The sequence below is a fragment of the Klebsiella sp. 141203 genome, assembly GCF_032601985.1.
GTDB classification, from domain to species: Bacteria; Pseudomonadota; Gammaproteobacteria; order Enterobacterales; family Enterobacteriaceae; genus Klebsiella; species Klebsiella aerogenes.
Genome location: NZ_JAQIRL010000002.1, coordinates 110,549 through 127,240 on the forward strand (window position 1 = coordinate 110,549; position 16,692 = coordinate 127,240).

General features: G+C 58.6%; 16 protein-coding genes. 7 read left to right on the forward strand and 9 right to left on the reverse strand.

Annotation, left to right across the window (positions count from 1 at the left end):
- Positions 1–112: 112 nt before the first annotated feature.
- Positions 113–1,066, forward strand: a complete 954-nt coding sequence (locus tag PGR29_RS08205) for an aldo/keto reductase (RefSeq protein WP_316424381.1) — start codon at positions 113–115, stop codon at positions 1,064–1,066.
- Positions 1,067–1,457: 391 nt separating this feature from the next.
- On the opposite strand, the gene PGR29_RS08210 is transcribed toward PGR29_RS08205, so the two are convergent.
- From PGR29_RS08210 to PGR29_RS08230, 5 genes are all read right to left on the reverse strand, one after another.
- Positions 1,458–1,604, reverse strand: a complete 147-nt coding sequence (locus PGR29_RS08210; RefSeq protein ID WP_162750176.1) for a hypothetical protein — start codon at positions 1,602–1,604, stop codon at positions 1,458–1,460.
- Positions 1,605–1,808: 204 nt separating this feature from the next.
- Positions 1,809–2,600 carry a MoaF C-terminal domain-containing protein gene (locus PGR29_RS08215; RefSeq protein WP_316424382.1) on the reverse strand — a complete coding sequence of 264 codons (792 nt, stop codon included), beginning with the start codon at positions 2,598–2,600 and terminating at the stop codon, positions 1,809–1,811.
- Positions 2,601–2,625: 25 nt separating this feature from the next.
- Positions 2,626–3,402, reverse strand: a complete 777-nt coding sequence (locus PGR29_RS08220; protein ID WP_316424383.1) for an SDR family NAD(P)-dependent oxidoreductase — start codon at positions 3,400–3,402, stop codon at positions 2,626–2,628.
- A gap of 88 nt (positions 3,403–3,490) precedes the next feature.
- The gene (locus tag PGR29_RS08225; protein ID WP_087860305.1) at positions 3,491–5,224 is read right to left on the reverse strand and encodes an arylsulfatase; all 1,734 of its coding nucleotides are present in this window, start codon (positions 5,222–5,224) and stop codon (positions 3,491–3,493) included.
- A 44-nt stretch (positions 5,225–5,268) separates the two neighbouring features.
- Positions 5,269–6,456: an anaerobic sulfatase maturase gene (locus tag PGR29_RS08230; RefSeq protein WP_087860304.1), complete on the reverse strand. Its 1,188-nt coding sequence runs from the start codon at positions 6,454–6,456 to the stop codon at positions 5,269–5,271.
- A gap of 425 nt (positions 6,457–6,881) precedes the next feature.
- Here PGR29_RS08230 and PGR29_RS08235 point away from each other — a divergent pair, with 425 nt between their 5' ends.
- The 5 genes from PGR29_RS08235 to PGR29_RS08255 all read left to right on the forward strand — a co-directional run bounded on the left by PGR29_RS08235 (position 6,882) and on the right by PGR29_RS08255 (position 10,770).
- Complete coding sequence (locus PGR29_RS08235) at positions 6,882–7,565, forward strand: helix-turn-helix transcriptional regulator (RefSeq protein WP_316424384.1); 684 nt, start codon at positions 6,882–6,884, stop codon at positions 7,563–7,565.
- A 117-nt stretch (positions 7,566–7,682) separates the two neighbouring features.
- The gene (locus PGR29_RS08240) at positions 7,683–8,876 is read left to right on the forward strand and encodes an MFS transporter (RefSeq protein ID WP_087860303.1); all 1,194 of its coding nucleotides are present in this window, start codon (positions 7,683–7,685) and stop codon (positions 8,874–8,876) included.
- A complete protein-coding gene (locus PGR29_RS08245) occupies positions 8,873–9,988 on the forward strand; it encodes a class II histone deacetylase (protein WP_316424385.1) in 1,116 nt (371 codons plus the stop codon). The genes PGR29_RS08240 and PGR29_RS08245 overlap by 4 nt, the downstream gene beginning before the upstream one ends.
- Positions 9,989–10,104: 116 nt before the next feature.
- Positions 10,105–10,407, forward strand: a complete 303-nt coding sequence (locus PGR29_RS08250) for a type II toxin-antitoxin system HigB family toxin (RefSeq protein ID WP_087860301.1) — start codon at positions 10,105–10,107, stop codon at positions 10,405–10,407.
- Positions 10,408–10,770: a helix-turn-helix domain-containing protein gene (locus PGR29_RS08255; protein WP_172408062.1), complete on the forward strand. Its 363-nt coding sequence runs from the start codon at positions 10,408–10,410 to the stop codon at positions 10,768–10,770.
- Between the two features lie 18 nt (positions 10,771–10,788).
- Here the strand turns inward: PGR29_RS08255 and PGR29_RS08260 are convergent, their stop codons facing one another.
- From PGR29_RS08260 to PGR29_RS08275, 4 genes are all read right to left on the reverse strand, one after another.
- A complete protein-coding gene (locus PGR29_RS08260) occupies positions 10,789–11,343 on the reverse strand; it encodes a DUF3156 family protein (protein ID WP_316424386.1) in 555 nt (184 codons plus the stop codon).
- Positions 11,321–12,820, reverse strand: a complete 1,500-nt coding sequence (locus PGR29_RS08265) for an APC family permease (protein ID WP_087860299.1) — start codon at positions 12,818–12,820, stop codon at positions 11,321–11,323. The genes PGR29_RS08260 and PGR29_RS08265 overlap by 23 nt, the downstream gene beginning before the upstream one ends.
- A 373-nt stretch (positions 12,821–13,193) precedes the next feature.
- Positions 13,194–13,559 carry a cupin domain-containing protein gene (locus tag PGR29_RS08270; RefSeq protein ID WP_113373801.1) on the reverse strand — a complete coding sequence of 122 codons (366 nt, stop codon included), beginning with the start codon at positions 13,557–13,559 and terminating at the stop codon, positions 13,194–13,196.
- Positions 13,560–13,572: 13 nt separating this feature from the next.
- The gene (locus PGR29_RS08275; protein ID WP_087860297.1) at positions 13,573–14,874 is read right to left on the reverse strand and encodes an NAD(P)/FAD-dependent oxidoreductase; all 1,302 of its coding nucleotides are present in this window, start codon (positions 14,872–14,874) and stop codon (positions 13,573–13,575) included.
- Between the two features lie 158 nt (positions 14,875–15,032).
- Here PGR29_RS08275 and PGR29_RS08280 point away from each other — a divergent pair, with 158 nt between their 5' ends.
- Positions 15,033–16,517, forward strand: coding sequence for an aldehyde dehydrogenase family protein (locus tag PGR29_RS08280; protein WP_316424387.1), 1,485 nt, complete (start codon positions 15,033–15,035; stop codon positions 16,515–16,517).
- The last annotated feature ends 175 nt before the right edge of the window (positions 16,518–16,692 follow it).

A 16,692-nucleotide genomic window follows, 5' to 3' on the forward strand; every position in this document is an offset into this window, starting at 1 on the left:
CGGGCATGGACTGCCCGCCGCAAGATTCCTTTTCTGATTATCCACTCGACATCCTCTTCAGACCCCCTGCGGTTATCTGAGGGAAACAGAATATAAGCTAAGGAGTATCGGCATGATGACACGTCCATTGGGCAAAAGCGGATTTTCCATCGCCCCATTAGTCTTTGGCGGCAACGTCTTTGGCTGGACCATCGATGAGAAAACCAGTTTTGCCATTCTTGATGCTTTTGTTGACCACGGTTTTGATGCTATCGATACGGCGGATGTGTACTCCCGCTGGGCGGAAGGCAATCGGGGCGGTGAATCCGAAACCATTATTGGCCGCTGGCTACAGGCGCGCCCCGGCATACGCGATAAAGTCAAAATCTTCACCAAAGTCGGATCTGATATGGGGCTACCCGGCCATAAAGGGTTGAAAAAAGCCTGGATCCAGCAGGCGATTGATGACTCGTTGCGCCGCCTGAATACGGATTACGTCGACCTCTATTTCGCCCACTGGCCGGATCCTGAAACGCCAATCGATGAAACGTTAGAAGCATTCCAGGCGCTGCAGCAGGCCGGCAAGGTGCGGGCGATTGGCGCTTCAAACCTCGACGCCGGACAGATGTCATCGGCGCTGGAAGTGGCGCGTAAAGGCGGCCTTCCGGCCTGGCTGGTGTTGCAGCCGGAATATAACCTCTATCACCGCTCCGCCTTTGAAGGGGCGCTTCGCGATCTCTGCGTCAGCCGCGATATAGGCGTGGTGACCTACTACAGCCTGGCTTCCGGCTTCCTGAGCGGCAAGTATCGCCAGTCGTCCGATTTAGCGCAAAGCCAGCGCGGCAGCGGCATCGCTAAATATCTCAATCCACGCGGAATGCGGATTATTGACACGCTGGTCGCGGTGGCGGAAGAACAGTGCGCGAAGCCTGCAGAAGTGGCGTTAGCGTGGCTGATGAGCCGGGAAGGCGTTACCGCGCCGATTGCCAGCGCCACCAGCCTGGCGCAGGTGCAAAGCTTCGCCCGCGCGGCGGCGCTGAACCTCGGCAGCGAACAACTGGCGCGGCTCGACAGCGCCAGCGCCTGAGTCAGTCGCTCTCCCCGGAGGCGGCGCGTTGCGCCTTGTCCGGGCTACCAAATCGCACAGTGCCGTAGCCCCGGTAAGCGCTAGCGCCACCGGGGATTTTGCGGCCCCCAACCTCGACAGTTTCAGCCAGCGTGGTGAATAATTAATGGCAGACCACCCGGACCGTAGATACTGTTACCACTTTTCAAATTTTTTAGCCTGAGAAAAGCGTTTATCCCGTGGCGCTTCGGAGTATATTGCGCTCCCGGTTAATTTTTCTGCAATATGTTTTCTGTGGCGCAGGGAGCGCACAGAGGGCTCTGGCCGCCAAAATCGCCACTTCGTGGTGCCTTCGACTTATCCCGGCAGGCTTCGGGTCGGGCCGAGGCTGCGTCCCTGCAAATCACGGCCCTCAGCCCGCATCCATGCGGGCTGCCCCGGCCTGCCGGGAACGTCTCAGCGATTTTGAGGCCACCAACACCGGCAGTTTCAGCCACCATGGTGAATAAATTAACGGCGGGCTCCACGAACGGTAGGCCGGATAAGGCGCAGCCGCCATCCGGCGCAAACCTGCTCCTTATCCGCGGATGTTGCCCGGCGTAGCGACACATGACCCCCTTTACTCATCAGGCTCACCCGCCATTTCTGCTCCTGAACATGCATTTCCGTCAGTGCCTGATGCCGAAGCACCCGCACCCGCATGGCCCGTTCAACCGGATGGGGCGCTTCCGGTTGAACGGGCGCGTCTCCCGGCCACGCAATATTATTCCTGATGGCGGGTGACGTTGAGGATCTTCGCGCTCGCGCCGACCGGGAAATTGCTCAAGGCGCCAAAATCACTGCCCTGATAGCCCATGATCTTGCCATCGGTTCGCATCTGCTGAAGATCGATAAGGATCACCCCCAGCGTAGGAATGATTTTTTCCCGCCAGACGAACAAATAGAGATCCTCAGCCACCTGCACGTAATGGCAGCGATCGACATCCGCCAGCCCCTTTTCCACGCCATCGAGACACTGCCAGGCGTAAAAATTATCGTTGAGATAGATGTGTTCATAACGCTCGGTCGGGCTATAGGTGTACTGATTGCGCATGCCGACCAGCGCGGTGGTAAAGTCAGGCAGCGGTCCCGGCTGGGCATCCAGGCGGGCGAAGACAAATCGCGCCTCGACGGCGGTCAGCGGCAACCCTTGCTCTACCCGGCTGAAGGCGTCCAGCCGCGCGGCGGCTTCGTCAGGTAGCTGGCCGTATACCAGCGTGGCGTTGCGCTGCGTCAGGTTGCATACCGCGCTGATACTGGCGTTATCGCGCTCCGGGTCAAGAAAATCGATAAACAGGATATCGGGGCGCAGGGCGGTTGCCCGCCAGGGCGCGCGTTTGCCGTTCCAGCTAAGCGTTTGTTCATCTTCGATAATCAACTGCTGCGGCTCGCTCCCGGCGGCATAAAAGGTAAAGCGTTCGCCTGTGGGAAGGCTGGCGGTGGCCAGCAGGTTGCCGTGCGGGGCGAAACCATCGGCCAGCGCGCCGACCTGGATAAATACGGCTTCTGAAGTCATATAAGCTCCTGAGTAGAGTGGGGCGCTAAGTAAACGCCAGCGTTGGAACATCGACGATGCTGGACCCGCCATCGGCGACCAGCGTCGCGCCGCTGATGATGGCGGCCTGCGGCGAGCAGAGAAACTGACAGGCCAGGGCTATCTCCTCGGGGCTGGCGGGGCGGCGTAGCGGAACGTCGCGGCACACCCGTTGATAGGCTTCGGTAAGCGACAGCCCGTGTTGCTGCATCAGTGGGATCATCTCTTCATCCGCCATCGGGGTGGTGACCCAGCCGGGACAAATCGCATTGGCGCGGACGCCCTGTGGGCCGTAATCACGGGCGATGGAACGCATCAGGCCAATTAACGCGTGTTTGGCGGTGATATAGCCACAGGCCTGCGGCCCGGCGGCAAGGGAAGCGATGGAGGCGACAAACAGCACATTGCCGCGGTTGGCGATAAGCGAAGGCAGGCAGGCGCGCACGCTGGCGAAAGCGCTGTTTAAATTCGCGTTCAGCGCCTCGCGCCATTGGCGATCGCTGGTATCGGTGGCGGCGCTATTGCCCATGCCGCCGGCGCTGCAGATGAGTACATCAATACCGTGAGTCTGGTCGAGAATCGGCGGTAGCAGCCGTTCCCGCCAGACGTCGCCGTCGGCGGCATCGCCCACCAGCGCCGTCGCACCGGTTTCAACGGCGATCTTGTGTAGCGGCGCTTCACGTCTGCCGGTAATAAACACCCGATCGCCCGCCGCGCTCATCAACCGCGCGCAGGCGGCACCAATCCCGCTTCCGCCGCCGGTAATCACCACGACTCTCGCCATCTGCTCTCTCCTGTAATGGGGTTCAGGATTACCTTAGAAAGCGAGTCTACTTCCGGCTATCGCCCGGAAGAACGATAGCCGGGTTCGTTTATTTGCCCTCGCTCACAGGAATGGCCTGCGGCGCGGGCACCGGCTTCATGGTCGCCGGATCGACCGCCAGATAACGCCCGGTTTTGTTATCGATACCGACGTAATCGATCATCTTGCCCTGCGCTTTGGTGACCATGGTACGTTTGGCGAATGCCTCGTAAGCGTCGCTCATCGTTTTGACCCGATCGGCATGTTGGGCCGCGACGTCATGCGTTTCCAGCGGATCGTCATGCAGGTTAAACAGCTGCCACGGCGCATCGCCGGCGTTGAGGCCGCGAGGTACCAGCCGCCGCAACTTCCATTCGCCATCGACCCAGGCCGCCTGATTATGCAGTTCAACGCCGTAGTTGCCGCGCGGCGGCTGCTGGACTTCACCGGTTAGATAGCGCTTAAAGCTGACGCCAATCATCGGTAACACGGGTTTCTTCGCCAGCGATTTATTGGGATCGATGCCGGCGAATTCATATAGTGTCGGCGCCACGTCGTACACCGCCATCGTTGAGGCGTCAATTTTACCGCGCCGGGTAATGCCGGGACCGGAGATCATAAAGTCGGTATTGATGCCGCCCTGGGCGCTGGTGGTTTTGTGATAGTTGGCGTAGGGGGCATTGCTGACGTTCGCCCAGTGGGGGCCGTAGGAGACAAATGATCCTTTGCGGCCCACGTTGTCATAGCTGTTATCGAACTGCTTCCAGAATTCGGGGGTAGATTCGTAATAAAAACCCTGTGCCGGGTTGGCGCCGTTATCGGTTAAAAACACCAGCAGGGTATTTTTATCGCGCCCGGTTTGTTTCAGCGTCTCTATCAGCGTGCCGATTTGCGCGTCCATATTGGCGATCATCGCCGCATATACCTGCATTACTTTCGCCGTATATTTCTGCTGCTCTGGCGTTAGCGCTTCCCACTCTTTATCCAGCTCCAGATGCGGCAGCGGGGTGTCGTCATGAATGATTCCCAACGCTTTCAGGCGGGCGATGCGCTGGCGGTAGACCTCGGCGTAACCCTGCTCATACTGGCCTTTAAAGCGCTTAATCCACTCGTCCGGCGCCTGCAGGGGGTCATGAGGGGCGGTAAACGCCAGCCAGGCGAAGACCGGCTGCTCCTTCGGCGTCGCTTTAATCCAGCTATTCATCTGGCGGGCGTAAGCTTCGCTGGAGTAAAAATCATCCGGCAGGGAGACGCGCTCGCCATCGCGGGTATAGTAAGTGTGGAACGCCTCGACGGTACCGAGCGGTATCGCGTCGTTAAAGTGGCTGGTGCCGCCGCCCATAAAGGCGAAGGAGTGGTTAAAACCGCGGTCCTTCGGCGTGGCGCCGGGAACAAAACCGAGATGCCATTTGCCGGCCATCAGCGTGTTATAGCCGGCATCTTTAAAGCGCTCGGCCATGGTGGTGACGCGGTCGGTCAGCCGCAGCTCGTAACCCTCCTTGCCTATGGTACTGTCGTACCACCACATGCCGCCCATCCCGGCCTGCTGGTTACTGTTGCCGGTCAACAGCATCGAACGCGCCGGGGCCGACATCGGCGAGGTGTAATACTGGCTCATGCGGATACTTTGCTCCGCCATGGCCTGCAGGTTGGGGGTGGGGATCTCACCGCCGAAGGGGCTGATATCGGAATAACCCATATCATCGGCGATAATCACGATGACGTTTGGATGCTCATTCTGCGCGCCGTGCGCGCCGCCGGCGAGGATCATGCTGACCGCCGCGGCCATGGCTTTTTTGTTCACGACTGACTCTCCTGTTCAGAGGGGGATATCATCAGGGTAAGGCGCTACGCAGTATGCGCAGACCCAACAAACGCGGCCCGCCAGGCCTTCAGGCCGTTAAGGTCGCGGGAAAAGGGGCGTACTGGCGCGAGGATTTCGCTAAAGAACCGGTAATAGCCGCCGCAGAGGCGGTTGTTGCCAGCGGCGTTGAGATGCGCGGGGCAGCCGCCCTGGCAGACCATTTTTACAGCGCAAGTCTGACATTCGCGGCGCCGGCTTTTTTGCTGGCCAAAAGGGAGCTGAACGGATGCGTCGACCGCGGCGGCGAGCGTCTGCTCGTCAAGGCGGCCCAGACGGTGTTCGGCGTTGATCAGATGATCGCAGGCGTAAAGCTGGCCGTCAGACTCCATCACCAGATTGCTGCCGCAGCGGGCGCTATGCACGCAGCTGCCGCTGGTATGGGTAAAATATTGCGCCCACGCCTGTTCGATATTGATGACGAATACCCGCCCCATATCGCAGCGCTTTTGCCACTGTCGCCAGATACCGACCATAAAACGCCCCCAGTTATCGGCGCTGAGCTGATAACCCTCACGCAGCGCCGCGCCTTCGCTCATTAGCGGCTGGAACTGCAGATAGCGCGCGCCAAGCGTGACCACCCGGTCATAAATCGCCGCCGCGTGGGCGGCCATCTCGTTATGCACCACCACCAGCAGATTAAACTCCACCTGATGCTGGTGGAGCAGGGCGATACCGCGTAGCGCCGCCGGCCAGGAAGCCTGCCCGCGTTTATCCGGTCGATGGTGGTTTTGCAGCGCTTCGCTACCTTCGAGGCTGACGCCGATAATAAAGCGATGTTCGCGAAACAGCCGGCACCAGGCGTCGTTGATAAGCGTCCCGTTGGTCTGCAGGCTATTGCTGATGGTTACGCCGTCAGGGGCGTAACGCTGCTGCAGGGCGAGCGCCTTTTTATAAAAACGTAGCCCGGCCAGTAGCGGCTCGCCGCCCTGCCAGACAAAGTTGATTTCCCGCGCGCTGGCGGGCTGGGCGGCAATATAGCGGCGGATAAACTGCTCCAGCCGCGCCTCGTCCATCTTCCTGACCGGCGTTTCATCCTGCGGGTAGTAGCAGTAGCGGCAGGCGAGGTTACAGGCGGGGCCAATCGGTTTCATCAGAATATGAAACGGCAGCGATGAGCGCGGTTCGACGGCCAGCGGAATTTGCTGCTGGCGTAAGGCGGCGATATTCAGCATCGGCTTATCCTCTATTAATTGCTGGCCTGGGGCGGCGTATTTGGGCAATAGCAAGTCAGGCGTAATCCGTTGATTAAGCCGCGGCGTTAAATTATCGACATCCTTTTTAGGGTATAAATGAAAAAATGCAAAAAACTATCGTTCTTAAGGATGAGATCGGACCTGCCAATATAAGGGTTTTTAATCCTTGCCGGAAAATAACGCGTGGTGTTAATAACTTTTGTTTATGTTTTAACGTGTCCACGTTAACAGAACGCTGGCTTGTTTTTAAATGCTTTAAATAACAATGCATTGATGAAAATAATGTAATCGATATCACATTGTTAACATGTTAATGATTGTGTTACTTAAATGTGAAATGTATGCTTCATCTTACTCTGGTAATCCGCGTGTTACGCACCACCACCTTGACGGGGGGAAATATCATGTCTGCTTTATTAAAAGCCAGTCGTAATGATGCGATAATAGCCCGTTGTTTACAGACTATTTCACAGTTAATTCCACTGTCTTCAGCGGTTTTTTATCGAGTAAATAATCGTTTAAAACCTGAAAACTATATATTGCATAATATTTCGGATAATACACACCAACAATATCTGGAGAGCTTCCAGCCGTTGGATCCACACCTGCCGGCGCACTTTAGCCACCAGAGCACGACCATGGCGGCGATGACGCCGCGACTCTGTGACCGTAACCGGCACTACTACCATGAATTTATGTTGCCGAATAACGTACGCGACATGACCGAAATCTTTATTCGCCGCGAACGGCGGATCGTTGCCGGTATCTCGCTGATGCGCGACGTGCCTTTTTCCAGCGAAGAACGGTTGCGGGCCCAGGCGGTACTGCCGTTGGTGGAACTGGCTATTCGCGATTTCCTGCAGGAAGAGGATGAACTCCCCGCCATCCTGACAGCCAAAGAGCGCGAAATCGTCGGCATGGTGCGTGAAGGCGCCAGCAACAAGCTGATTGCCCGCCAGCTGGATATCTCGCTCTCGACGGTGAAAACCCATCTGCGCAATATTTTCGCCAAGACTGAAGTCATCAACCGGACTGAACTCGTTTCCCGAACCTGGATGCCTGCCGCTCAGCGTACGCTGCATCTGTAATCTGACTATCGCATCCCGCGCGCGCCGTGGCAGCACGGCGTTTTCCTGATGCCTGAGGGTATCACTCCCTGGATAACCGTCCGGGGGGAGGCTTTTTTGACTGGAGCACGCCCTACGATGTCGAGTACACCTCTTTCTGATAATACTCTTTCGCGGCCTGGCAGGCTGGTGGTGTCGCTGCGTTTGCTGGCGGCGATTGTCATTTTCGCCGCCATTGCGCCGGGGATTTTAATGACCGCGCCGGCGGTGGCGGCGCAACTGGGCAGCGAATGGCACCTTAAACCCGGGCAGATCGGTTGGTTGTTTTCGGCGGAGCTCGGCGCGATGAGCCTGGCGACGCTTCCGGCGTGGTGGTGGATGAGCCGCCTCGACTGGCGGCGGGTCGCGCTCGTTGCCTGTGCGGTATTTCTGCTCGCTAACCTTGCCTCGGCGGCGGTAACCCAGTATTCGTCGCTGCTGGCGGTACGCTTTATTGCTTCCCTGGCGGGAGGCACGCTGATGATCTTGTGCATCAGCTGCGCGGCGGGAACGCCGAATCCATCACGGGTGTACGCATTCTGGGTACTGGGGCAACTGCTGTTAGGCATGCTTGGCTTGCTGGTGTTGCCCGGCCTGTTCGTGACCTTTGGCCTGAAGGTCGTTTATCTGATTCTTGCCGCCATCATGCTCTGCTGTTTGCCGCTGGTTTCCGCCTTCCCGTCGTGTTTTCAAGCGCAATCGGCTTCCCATCGCCAGCCGTCTGCGGCGTCGTGGCGAAAGGCGCTGGCGGTGCTGGCGGTTCTCACCTTCTATATCAGCCTCAGCGCGGTATGGACCTTTATCGGCACCATCGGCAGCGGGGCGGGGTTGAGTCCGACACAGGTCGGTCTGGTGCTGGCGGCGGCGACGGTGTTCGGCATTATCGGCGCCGGCGGCGCGGCGCTGCGCGGTACCCAACGTCCGGACCGGCTGGCGGTGTGGCTGGGATACGCGCTGCTGATCGCCAGCGTGCTGTTACTGACAGGTCATCCGCTGCTGGTGCGTTACGCCATCGCGGCGCTGCTGTTTAAGTTCACCTGGACTTTCGTGCTGCCCTTTATCCTCGCTCGCGTGGCCGCGCTCGATAACAACGGCCGGTTGATGAACAGCATCAATCTGGTGATCGGCGGCGGAATGGCCGCCGGTCCGGCGATCGCGGGGGCCTTACTGCAACACTTCGCCAGCGCCAATCCGCTGCTGGCGGCGGCAGGCGCCTGCGCGCTGCTGTCGCTGATTTTGATTGCGGCGGCGTCGTCCGCCGGGAAAGGTTTAGCCAACGGGAGGATAGAGTGAAAAGAAAAACCGGTTTCTTCTTTGATGAACGTTGTTTCTGGCACAGTACCGGCCTGCACGCGGTAACGCTGCCGGTCGGTGGTTGGGTACAGCCGCCTGCCGGCGGCGGCCATGCCGAGTCGCCGGAGACCAAACGGCGGATGAAAAACCTGATGGACGTCTCCGGGCTGACGCCGCAACTGGAACTACGCAGCGCGGCGGCAGCGAGCCTGGAAGACCTGCGGCGGATCCATCCCGATAGCTATCTTGAGCGCTTTAAGGCAATCAGCGATAACGGCGGCGGCATGCTCGGCAAAGAGGCGCCGCTGGGGCCGGGGAGTTATGAAATCGCCTGCCTTTCCGCCGGGCTGGCCTGCGCCGCCGTCGAGGCGGTGCTTAAGGGCGAACTGGATAACGCTTATTCGCTGTCGCGGCCGCCAGGACACCACTGCCTGCCGGATCAGTCGATGGGGTTTTGTTTCCTCGCCAATGTTCCCATTGCCGTTGAACGGGCGAAAGCGTTGCTGGGGCTCGGCAGGGTAGCGATTATTGACTGGGACGTTCACCACGGTAACGGTACGCAGCATATCTATCTGCAGCGCGATGACGTGCTGACTATCTCATTGCATCAGGACGGCTGCTTCCCGCCGGGCTACTCCGGCGAGGACGATCGCGGCGTTGGCGCCGGCGAAGGTTACAATATCAATATTCCGCTGCTGGCCGGGGCGGGCGACGATAGCTGGCGCTATGCGCTGGAAACTATCGTCATTCCCGCGCTGGCGCGTTTTGAGCCGGAACTGATTATTATCGCCTGCGGCTATGACGCCAACGCGATGGATCCATTGGCGCGGATGCAGCTACATAGCGACAGCTTCCGGGCGATGACCGAACAGGTCCAGCAGGCGGCGGATCGCCTGTGCGGCGGCAAACTGGTGATGGTGCACGAAGGCGGCTATGCCGAATCCTACGTGCCGTTCTGCGGCCTGGCGGTGATGGAAACGCTGAGTGGCGTGCGCACCGAGGTTCAGGATCCGCTGCTGGAATTTATTCAGCAGCAGCAGCCGCGCGCCGCGTTCGCGCAGTTCCAGCGCCAGGCTATCGATCGACTGGCTCAGCAGTTCGGTCTGCTATAAACCACCTCAGCCTCCCCGCTGTGATGGCGGGGAAGGGCAAGACGCAATGTGGCTCAAAAGTCCCGGTTTGGGACTTTTTTCTTTACCTGGTCCCGAATTGGGACTAATATCCGTCCATGAAGATAATCTCAGTGAAAGTACTCAGGGATTTCTGGGCGGAGAATCCCGACGCGGAACAACCGCTAAAGGCTTGGGTGGACGAGGCAATAAAGGCTGACTGGAAAACCCCGGCGGAGATCAAGGACCAATACCGCAGCGCAAGCATATTGAAAAATAAGCGGATGGTATTCAACATAAAGGGAAATGATTATCGGTTAATTGTAGCTGTTGCTTATCTGCGGGGATGGATGTTCGTTAAGTTTATCGGAACGCATAAGGAATATGACGTGATAAACGCTGAGACGATAGAGAGGAAGTAAATGATGAATGTTAAGCCTATCCGCACTGAACAAGATTACGAAGCCGCGTTAAGCGCGGTTGAACCTTTTTTTGATAATGAACCAGCGCCTGATACGCCAGAGGGCGATTTTTTTGAGGTGATGTGCTTGCTCATTGAAGAGTATGAGAAAAGGCACTATCCCATCGAGCCGCCCACCCCCATTGAAGCCATAAAATTTCGCATGGAGCAGCAGGGGCTTACCGTAAAAGATCTGGAACCGGCGATTGGTAAATCTAATCGCGTTTATGAAATTCTCAATGGCACGCGCAACCTGACGCTCCCGATGATTCGCCGGCTTCATGCACAGTTCGGCATTCCTCTGGAGAGTCTGATCGGTGCGTGATGTCATGGCCATAAGCTCTTAATCATTGGTTTTTTCAATCATCCACTGACTTACCGCCTGATTAATCATCGCCATCACGCTGAGCAGCAGCATCCGCTGCTGCGCTTCGAGCTTCAGATAACGGCGCAGCGGCGGCATTTTGCAGACCACTTCGCTGGCGGCCCAGGGTTCAATGCAGCAGCGCCAGCCGCGACCGTCAAAGGTCAACGAAAAACGGCGGTAGTCCAGCTCGCTTAAGGTCTGCTGAAGATTAGGAAAACCGTTGAGATAGCCGGCGAGTTCCGCGCTCTCTTTACCGCCGATAAAGCGGACTGGCTGACGTTTCAGCCAGCCGGATTGGTGAGCGCGGATCTTACCGCGAGCGGGCCGGGTAACCGGCCCCTCGACGACAAACTCGCAGCTGTGAATGCTGGCCATAAATAGTCGCTTCTGACGCACCCTGTAGGTGACGAAGGTGGCGTCGTTCAAGCGCAACATCGCGCTGCTTTCGCTGAGTTTTTCGCTCGGCCAGCCCGCTAAATCGCGCTGCACCGCGTTCATTAATGGCGTTTCAAACCAGGGGACGGAGGGCATCAGGCGTCATCTCCCCGCGGGTCTGTTTCTCATAGTTGCCGATAGCGCGCTCGACCACCTCTTCTACCGCCAGCGGCTTGAACGGATTAACGCGCTGTACGCACAGCGTCCAGAACAGGGCATAGGCGGCGGTCAGGCCGAGCATAATCCCGAACGGCACCAGCACCTCGCGGCTGTCCATCCCCGGTGGGGTAATATTCACGATAGCGATGATAATCCCGACGCTGGAGATAATCTGCGGTAGCGGAAACCACGGCGAGCGGTAGGCGCGCGGTAGGTCCGGGCGGCGAATGCGCAGCATCACCACCGACAGCGTCACCAACAGATAGGCCACGCCCCAGGCGCAGACCGCGGCGAGGATCAGCGGCACGATGCGGTCCAGATCGCCGTTCAGGTACCAGGCGTGCAGGCAGGGGATGGCCACGCCGATGGCAATCGCGATCACCGGCGTTTTGAAGCGCGGATGCAGCCAGGTAAGAAAACGCGGCAGCGCGCCGTCCAGCGCCATACCGTAAATAATACGTGGCACCGCGGCCATCAAGGTATTAATCGTGGCGCAGCCCGCCAGCAGCAGGCCGACTCCGAGCCAATACTGGCCGGCGTGGCCCATCACCCGCTCGGCGAAGGCCGGGATAGCCATCGGCGTGTCCAGCAGATGGACGTTATTCGCCGCATCGACCACCACGTTTTCCACCTGGCGGTTAATCGCCGCGCCGTAGATAAACATGCAGCTGGCGACCCCTAGCAGACCCAACGCCATCGCCCGCGGAATGGTGCGGTGGGCTTTTTTGATTTCCGGCGCCATCGGCGTCACCAGTTCGCAGCCGACGAACATAAACATCGCCATGCCGATATAGCCGAACAGGCCGGAGATATCGCTAACGTTCAGCGGCGTGCCGAACCAGCCGGAAAGGTGAGTCACCGGCGCCATAAAAATGCCGCACAGGCCGAAAATGGTCAGCGTCGTCCACATGCCAAAGGTAAGCACCACTTCGACCTTGCCGAAAATTTCCACGCCAATGGCGTTGAGCAGGCCGAAAATGACCACCATACCGACGCCCACCATCCAGGTGTTTTGATGGGCGGCCATCTGCGCATTGACCGATTCGAAGTTCACCAGCGCCATAATGCCGGCGAGAATGGTCTCCGCGGTTCCGGCGAAGATATGGACGATAAGATAGGCGCACAGCGCGCCGGTAATGGCGAAGAAGCGGCCCATACCGCAGGAGATATAGTCGTACACCGAACCGGTGGTGGGGATTAACGTCGCGGCTTCGGCGAAGGTAGTGACCTGCGCCTGCATCATAATAAAAGCCAGCAGTACCGCCAGCGCGAAGGTGTCGCCGCCCATGCCAAATCCGCTGGTGACCGTCAGGATCACCGGGCTTGCCATAATCAGCCCAACCGAGCTAGCGAGGGTCGTCGGAAAGCCGACGACGCCGCGTTCAAGATGGCTGGCGAGTCTGTTACTAAACATAGTCAACCTCTGCACAATGTAGGGGAGGGCAGGGAATAGCCAGCGCCACTCCCGGATAGTCATAATTTAGGCGGGCATCCTGCTCAACGAATATCGTCCGGAAGGTGGAGAGCAACGGGTGAATCTGTGACGTAGTCCATGAATGTGGCGACTGATAAACAAGATGGCCCCGGAAACCGGGGCCATCTGTCTTGCCACGTTGCGCGTATTTCTGCCGGGTGGCGGCTAGCGCCTTACCCGGCCTACGGTCCGTGCGGCCTGCCTTTAATTTGGCCTCAAAACCCCGGTGGCGCTGCCGCTTACCGGGGCTACAGCGCTGTGCGATTTGGTAGCCCGGAGAAGGCGCAATGCGTCGCCGGGCATTATCAGCGTGTTAGCGCGTCTCAACGTTCGCCAGATAGTGTTTGACGAAACGCGGGGTGAGAATTTTCCACTCCACTTCGGTGCCTTGTTTGACAAACCAGCTGTCGCCCGGCGCGAAGCGCTGCGGCTCGCCGCCGGCGACGGTCAGTTCTACTTCGCCCTCCAGCACGGTGGCGTGTTCGGTAAATGGATAGGTCATGGTGAAGCTCCCTTCGGTGGACGAAAACAGTCCGCAGGTAAAGGCGTCCTGCGGCTCGCCATATATCATCGCGCCCGCTACCTGCGGGTCGCCGGCGGTCGGCGTCGCGCCGAGCAGACTTACGCTGCCGATCGGCTGCAGTTCAGGTACCGGTTGTTCGAGTTTAAAAGCGTACATTGCGTTCTCCTGATTAACTCCGGCCTTTCCAGAAACCGGCGGTTTGATGCATCAGTTTTCCGGCGGTGACTAATAACAGACGCAGGCTGTCACGGCCGTGGATGGTCGCGTGGGGAATGCTGCTTAGCAGGCGATAGCGGTCGGAACCGCCATTGATCCCTTCGGCGAGGATTTTGCACACGATGTGCGAGGGGGTGACGCCGAAGCCGGAGTACCCCTGGACGTAAAAGACGTTGTTATGGTCGCGTAAGGTGCCGATCTGCGGGAACAGGTTGGCGCTGCAGGCCATCGGCCCGCCCCAGGCGAAGTCGATCTTCACATCTTTCAGGTACGGGAAGACCTCCGCCAGCAGCGTACGATTCCAGGCGGCGAAATCGTTCGGCGTATATTCCACGAAGCGGGTAGCGCTGCCGAACAGCAGGCGGTTTTCGCGGGTGACGCGGTAGTAGTTAATCACCGGGCGAATATCGCTGAAGGCGCCGCGCAGCGGGCTGATGCGCTCGATCAGTTCATCGGAGAGCGGCTCGGTCGATACCTGATAAGAGTAAGTGACCAGCGTTTTGTTGTAGATCTCCGGCTCCATATTGTTGAGGAAGCTGTCGCAGGCCCACAGCAGTTTGGCGGCTTTAACGCTGCCCATCGCGGTGCGCACCCGAACCTGTTTGCCGTAATTCACTTCCACTACCGGCGAGGATTCGAAAATCTTCACCCCCAGAGAATGCGCGGCCTGCGCCGAACCAAGCAGCATATTGAGCGAATGGATCTGTCCGCCGCCCATATGTTTCAGCGCGCCGCAGTAGACCTCGGAGCCGACCACCTGCTGTACCTCTTTGCCGGTATACAGTTCGATATCTTCATCCGGGGTGGCGGCTTTAAACTCCTTCTCCCACTGGCGTAGCGTTTTGAGCTGCCGCTGGTTATAGGCCAGGTAGCCGTAGCCGGGGACGAAATCGGCGTCGATGTTGTATTTGCGGATGCGTTCGCGAATGATGCCCGCGCCGAGGTTGGCGATTTTAAATAGCGTCTCCAGCCCCTCTTTGCCGACGTGTTTTTTCACCGCTTCGATATCGTGGCCGATCCCGGCCATCACCTGGCCGCCGTTGCGCCCGGTGCCGCCATAGCCAAGATGGCGCGCTTCCAGCACCACCACGTTGGTGATCCCCTGTTCCGCCAGCTCCAGCGCGGTGTTAATACCGGAAAAGCCGCCGCCGATAATCACCACATCGGCTTCGATATCTTCCCGCAGCGCCGGAAAATGGAGCTGGTATTTCTTCGTCGCGCCGTAGTAGTTCAGCGCATCGATTTTAATATTCATCGCGTTACCCTGTCGTCTTGCCTGGCTCAATGTCCTCATCACAGCACGCCGCGCGGGCGTTGAATATCGTCCGGAAGAATGACGTTCTTTAGAACGATGGGCGGCGCGGCGCAACCGTGCTGTGATGGGCTAACTTTGCTAAAAAACGGGTGCTGACGATGAGCGAGATAACCATACTGGCGGAAGTGACCGCCTTTTTACGCCAGCCGCACGGGCAGTTTATTGCCGGCCATCGTGAGGCGGGCCACGGCGCGCCGTTCGCTGTGATAAACCCGGCGACCGGAGAGTCAATCGCCGAAGTCACGGCGGCGGATGTCGGCCAGGCGGACCGCGCCATGGAGAGCGCCCGCCTGGCGTTTAATCAGTGGCGCGAGATGCCGACGCTGGCCCGCGGCGCGCTGCTGCTAAAGCTGGCGGACACGCTGGCAGAGCATCGCGAAGAGCTGGCGCAGCTGGAAAGCCTCTGCTCCGGTAAGCCCATCACCCTGGCGCGGATGCTCGAGCTGGATCAGTCGGTAGCGTTTTTGCGCTACTTCGCCGGCTGGGCGGGGAAAATCACCGGAGAAACCCTGGATGTGTCACTGCCGTCGATGGCCGGGGAAAGATATACCGCCTTTACCCGCCGCCAGCCGTTGGGCGTGGTGGTCGGCATCGTGCCGTGGAACTTCTCGATTATGATTGCCATCTGGAAGATGGCGGCGGCGCTGGTCTGCGGCTGCACTATCGTCCTCAAGCCGAGCGAGTATACGCCGCTGACGCTGCTGCGGGTGGCGGAACTGGCGAAGGTAGCCGGTATTCCGGATGGCGTGATTAACGTGGTCAACGGCGCCGGCGGCGAAATCGCCCAACGCCTTATCACGCATTCGGCCTGCGCCAAAGTGAGCTTCACCGGCTCGGTGGCGACCGGGGGAAAAGTCCAGCAGTCGGCCAGTGCGTCAGGTAAACGGGTTACGCTGGAGCTGGGCGGTAAAAACGCCGCGCTGTTCCTCGATGACCTGCCGCCAGAGGCCATGGTGAACGGCATTATCGAAGCCGGTTACCTCAACCAGGGGCAGATTTGCGCCGCCGCTGAGCGCTTTTATCTGCCGCAGGGAAAACTGGATGCGGTGCTGGCGCTGCTGAAAGACAAGCTCAGCGCTTTCGCCCCGGGGTCGCCGCTGGATGAACAAACGCTGATGGGGCCGCTGGCTAACCGCCAGCAGTATGACAAAGTCTTGCGTCTCATTCAGACCGCGCGCGAAGAGGGTGATACCATCGTTTGCGGCGGCGAAGCGCTGCCCGGCGAGGGCTATTTCCTGCAGCCGACGGCGGTTAAGGTGCGCAGCGAAGAGAGCACCCTGATGCGCGAGGAGACCTTCGGCCCGGTATGCAGCTTTATTGGCTATCGCAGCGAAGAAGAAGCGCTGGCCCGAATTAATGCTTCCCCATTTGGACTGGCGGCCAGCGTCTGGTCGGATAATATCCGCCAGGCGCTGCGCTACTCGCAGGCCATTGACGCCGGGATCGTATGGGTCAACATGCATACCTTCCTCGACCCGGCAGTGCCGTTCGGCGGCATGAAAGGGTCGGGTATTGGCCGTGAGTTTGGTAGCGCGTTTATTGATGATTATACCGAACTTAAATCAGTGATGATGCGTTATTAAAACACAGGAATATCGGCATGCCGCTAATCACTATTAATTAATGAAAGATAAGACTTGCTGGTTATTATTATCTAACCCACCGCCAGGCCGCTAAATAATAATTTAGTGGCCTTTTTGTTTACCTCGAATATGCGTTCAAGGAAAACGCCCGAAAACTTGTACAATAATATCCCGA

Excerpts from the sequence above, each read along its gene's own strand:
- PGR29_RS08240 (WP_087860303.1), top strand. The coding sequence starts at position 7,683 with ATGTCGAGTACACCTCTTTCTGATAATACTCTTTCGCGGCCTGGCAGG.
- PGR29_RS08250 (WP_087860301.1), top strand. The coding sequence starts at position 10,105 with ATGAAGATAATCTCAGTGAAAGTACTCAGGGATTTCTGGGCGGAGAAT.
- PGR29_RS08260 (WP_316424386.1), bottom strand. The coding sequence starts at position 11,343 with ATGCCCTCCGTCCCCTGGTTTGAAACGCCATTAATGAACGCGGTGCAG.
- PGR29_RS08255 (WP_172408062.1), top strand. The coding sequence starts at position 10,408 with ATGATGAATGTTAAGCCTATCCGCACTGAACAAGATTACGAAGCCGCG.
- PGR29_RS08275 (WP_087860297.1), bottom strand. The coding sequence starts at position 14,874 with ATGAATATTAAAATCGATGCGCTGAACTACTACGGCGCGACGAAGAAA.
- PGR29_RS08205 (WP_316424381.1), top strand. The coding sequence starts at position 113 with ATGATGACACGTCCATTGGGCAAAAGCGGATTTTCCATCGCCCCATTA.
- PGR29_RS08230 (WP_087860304.1), bottom strand. The coding sequence starts at position 6,456 with ATGCTGAATATCGCCGCCTTACGCCAGCAGCAAATTCCGCTGGCCGTC.
- PGR29_RS08215 (WP_316424382.1), bottom strand. The coding sequence starts at position 2,600 with ATGACTTCAGAAGCCGTATTTATCCAGGTCGGCGCGCTGGCCGATGGT.
- PGR29_RS08265 (WP_087860299.1), bottom strand. The coding sequence starts at position 12,820 with ATGTTTAGTAACAGACTCGCCAGCCATCTTGAACGCGGCGTCGTCGGC.
- PGR29_RS08235 (WP_316424384.1), top strand. The coding sequence starts at position 6,882 with ATGTCTGCTTTATTAAAAGCCAGTCGTAATGATGCGATAATAGCCCGT.
- PGR29_RS08270 (WP_113373801.1), bottom strand. The coding sequence starts at position 13,559 with ATGTACGCTTTTAAACTCGAACAACCGGTACCTGAACTGCAGCCGATC.
- PGR29_RS08280 (WP_316424387.1), top strand. The coding sequence starts at position 15,033 with ATGAGCGAGATAACCATACTGGCGGAAGTGACCGCCTTTTTACGCCAG.
- PGR29_RS08210 (WP_162750176.1), bottom strand. The coding sequence starts at position 1,604 with ATGGCGGCTGCGCCTTATCCGGCCTACCGTTCGTGGAGCCCGCCGTTA.
- PGR29_RS08220 (WP_316424383.1), bottom strand. The coding sequence starts at position 3,402 with ATGGCGAGAGTCGTGGTGATTACCGGCGGCGGAAGCGGGATTGGTGCC.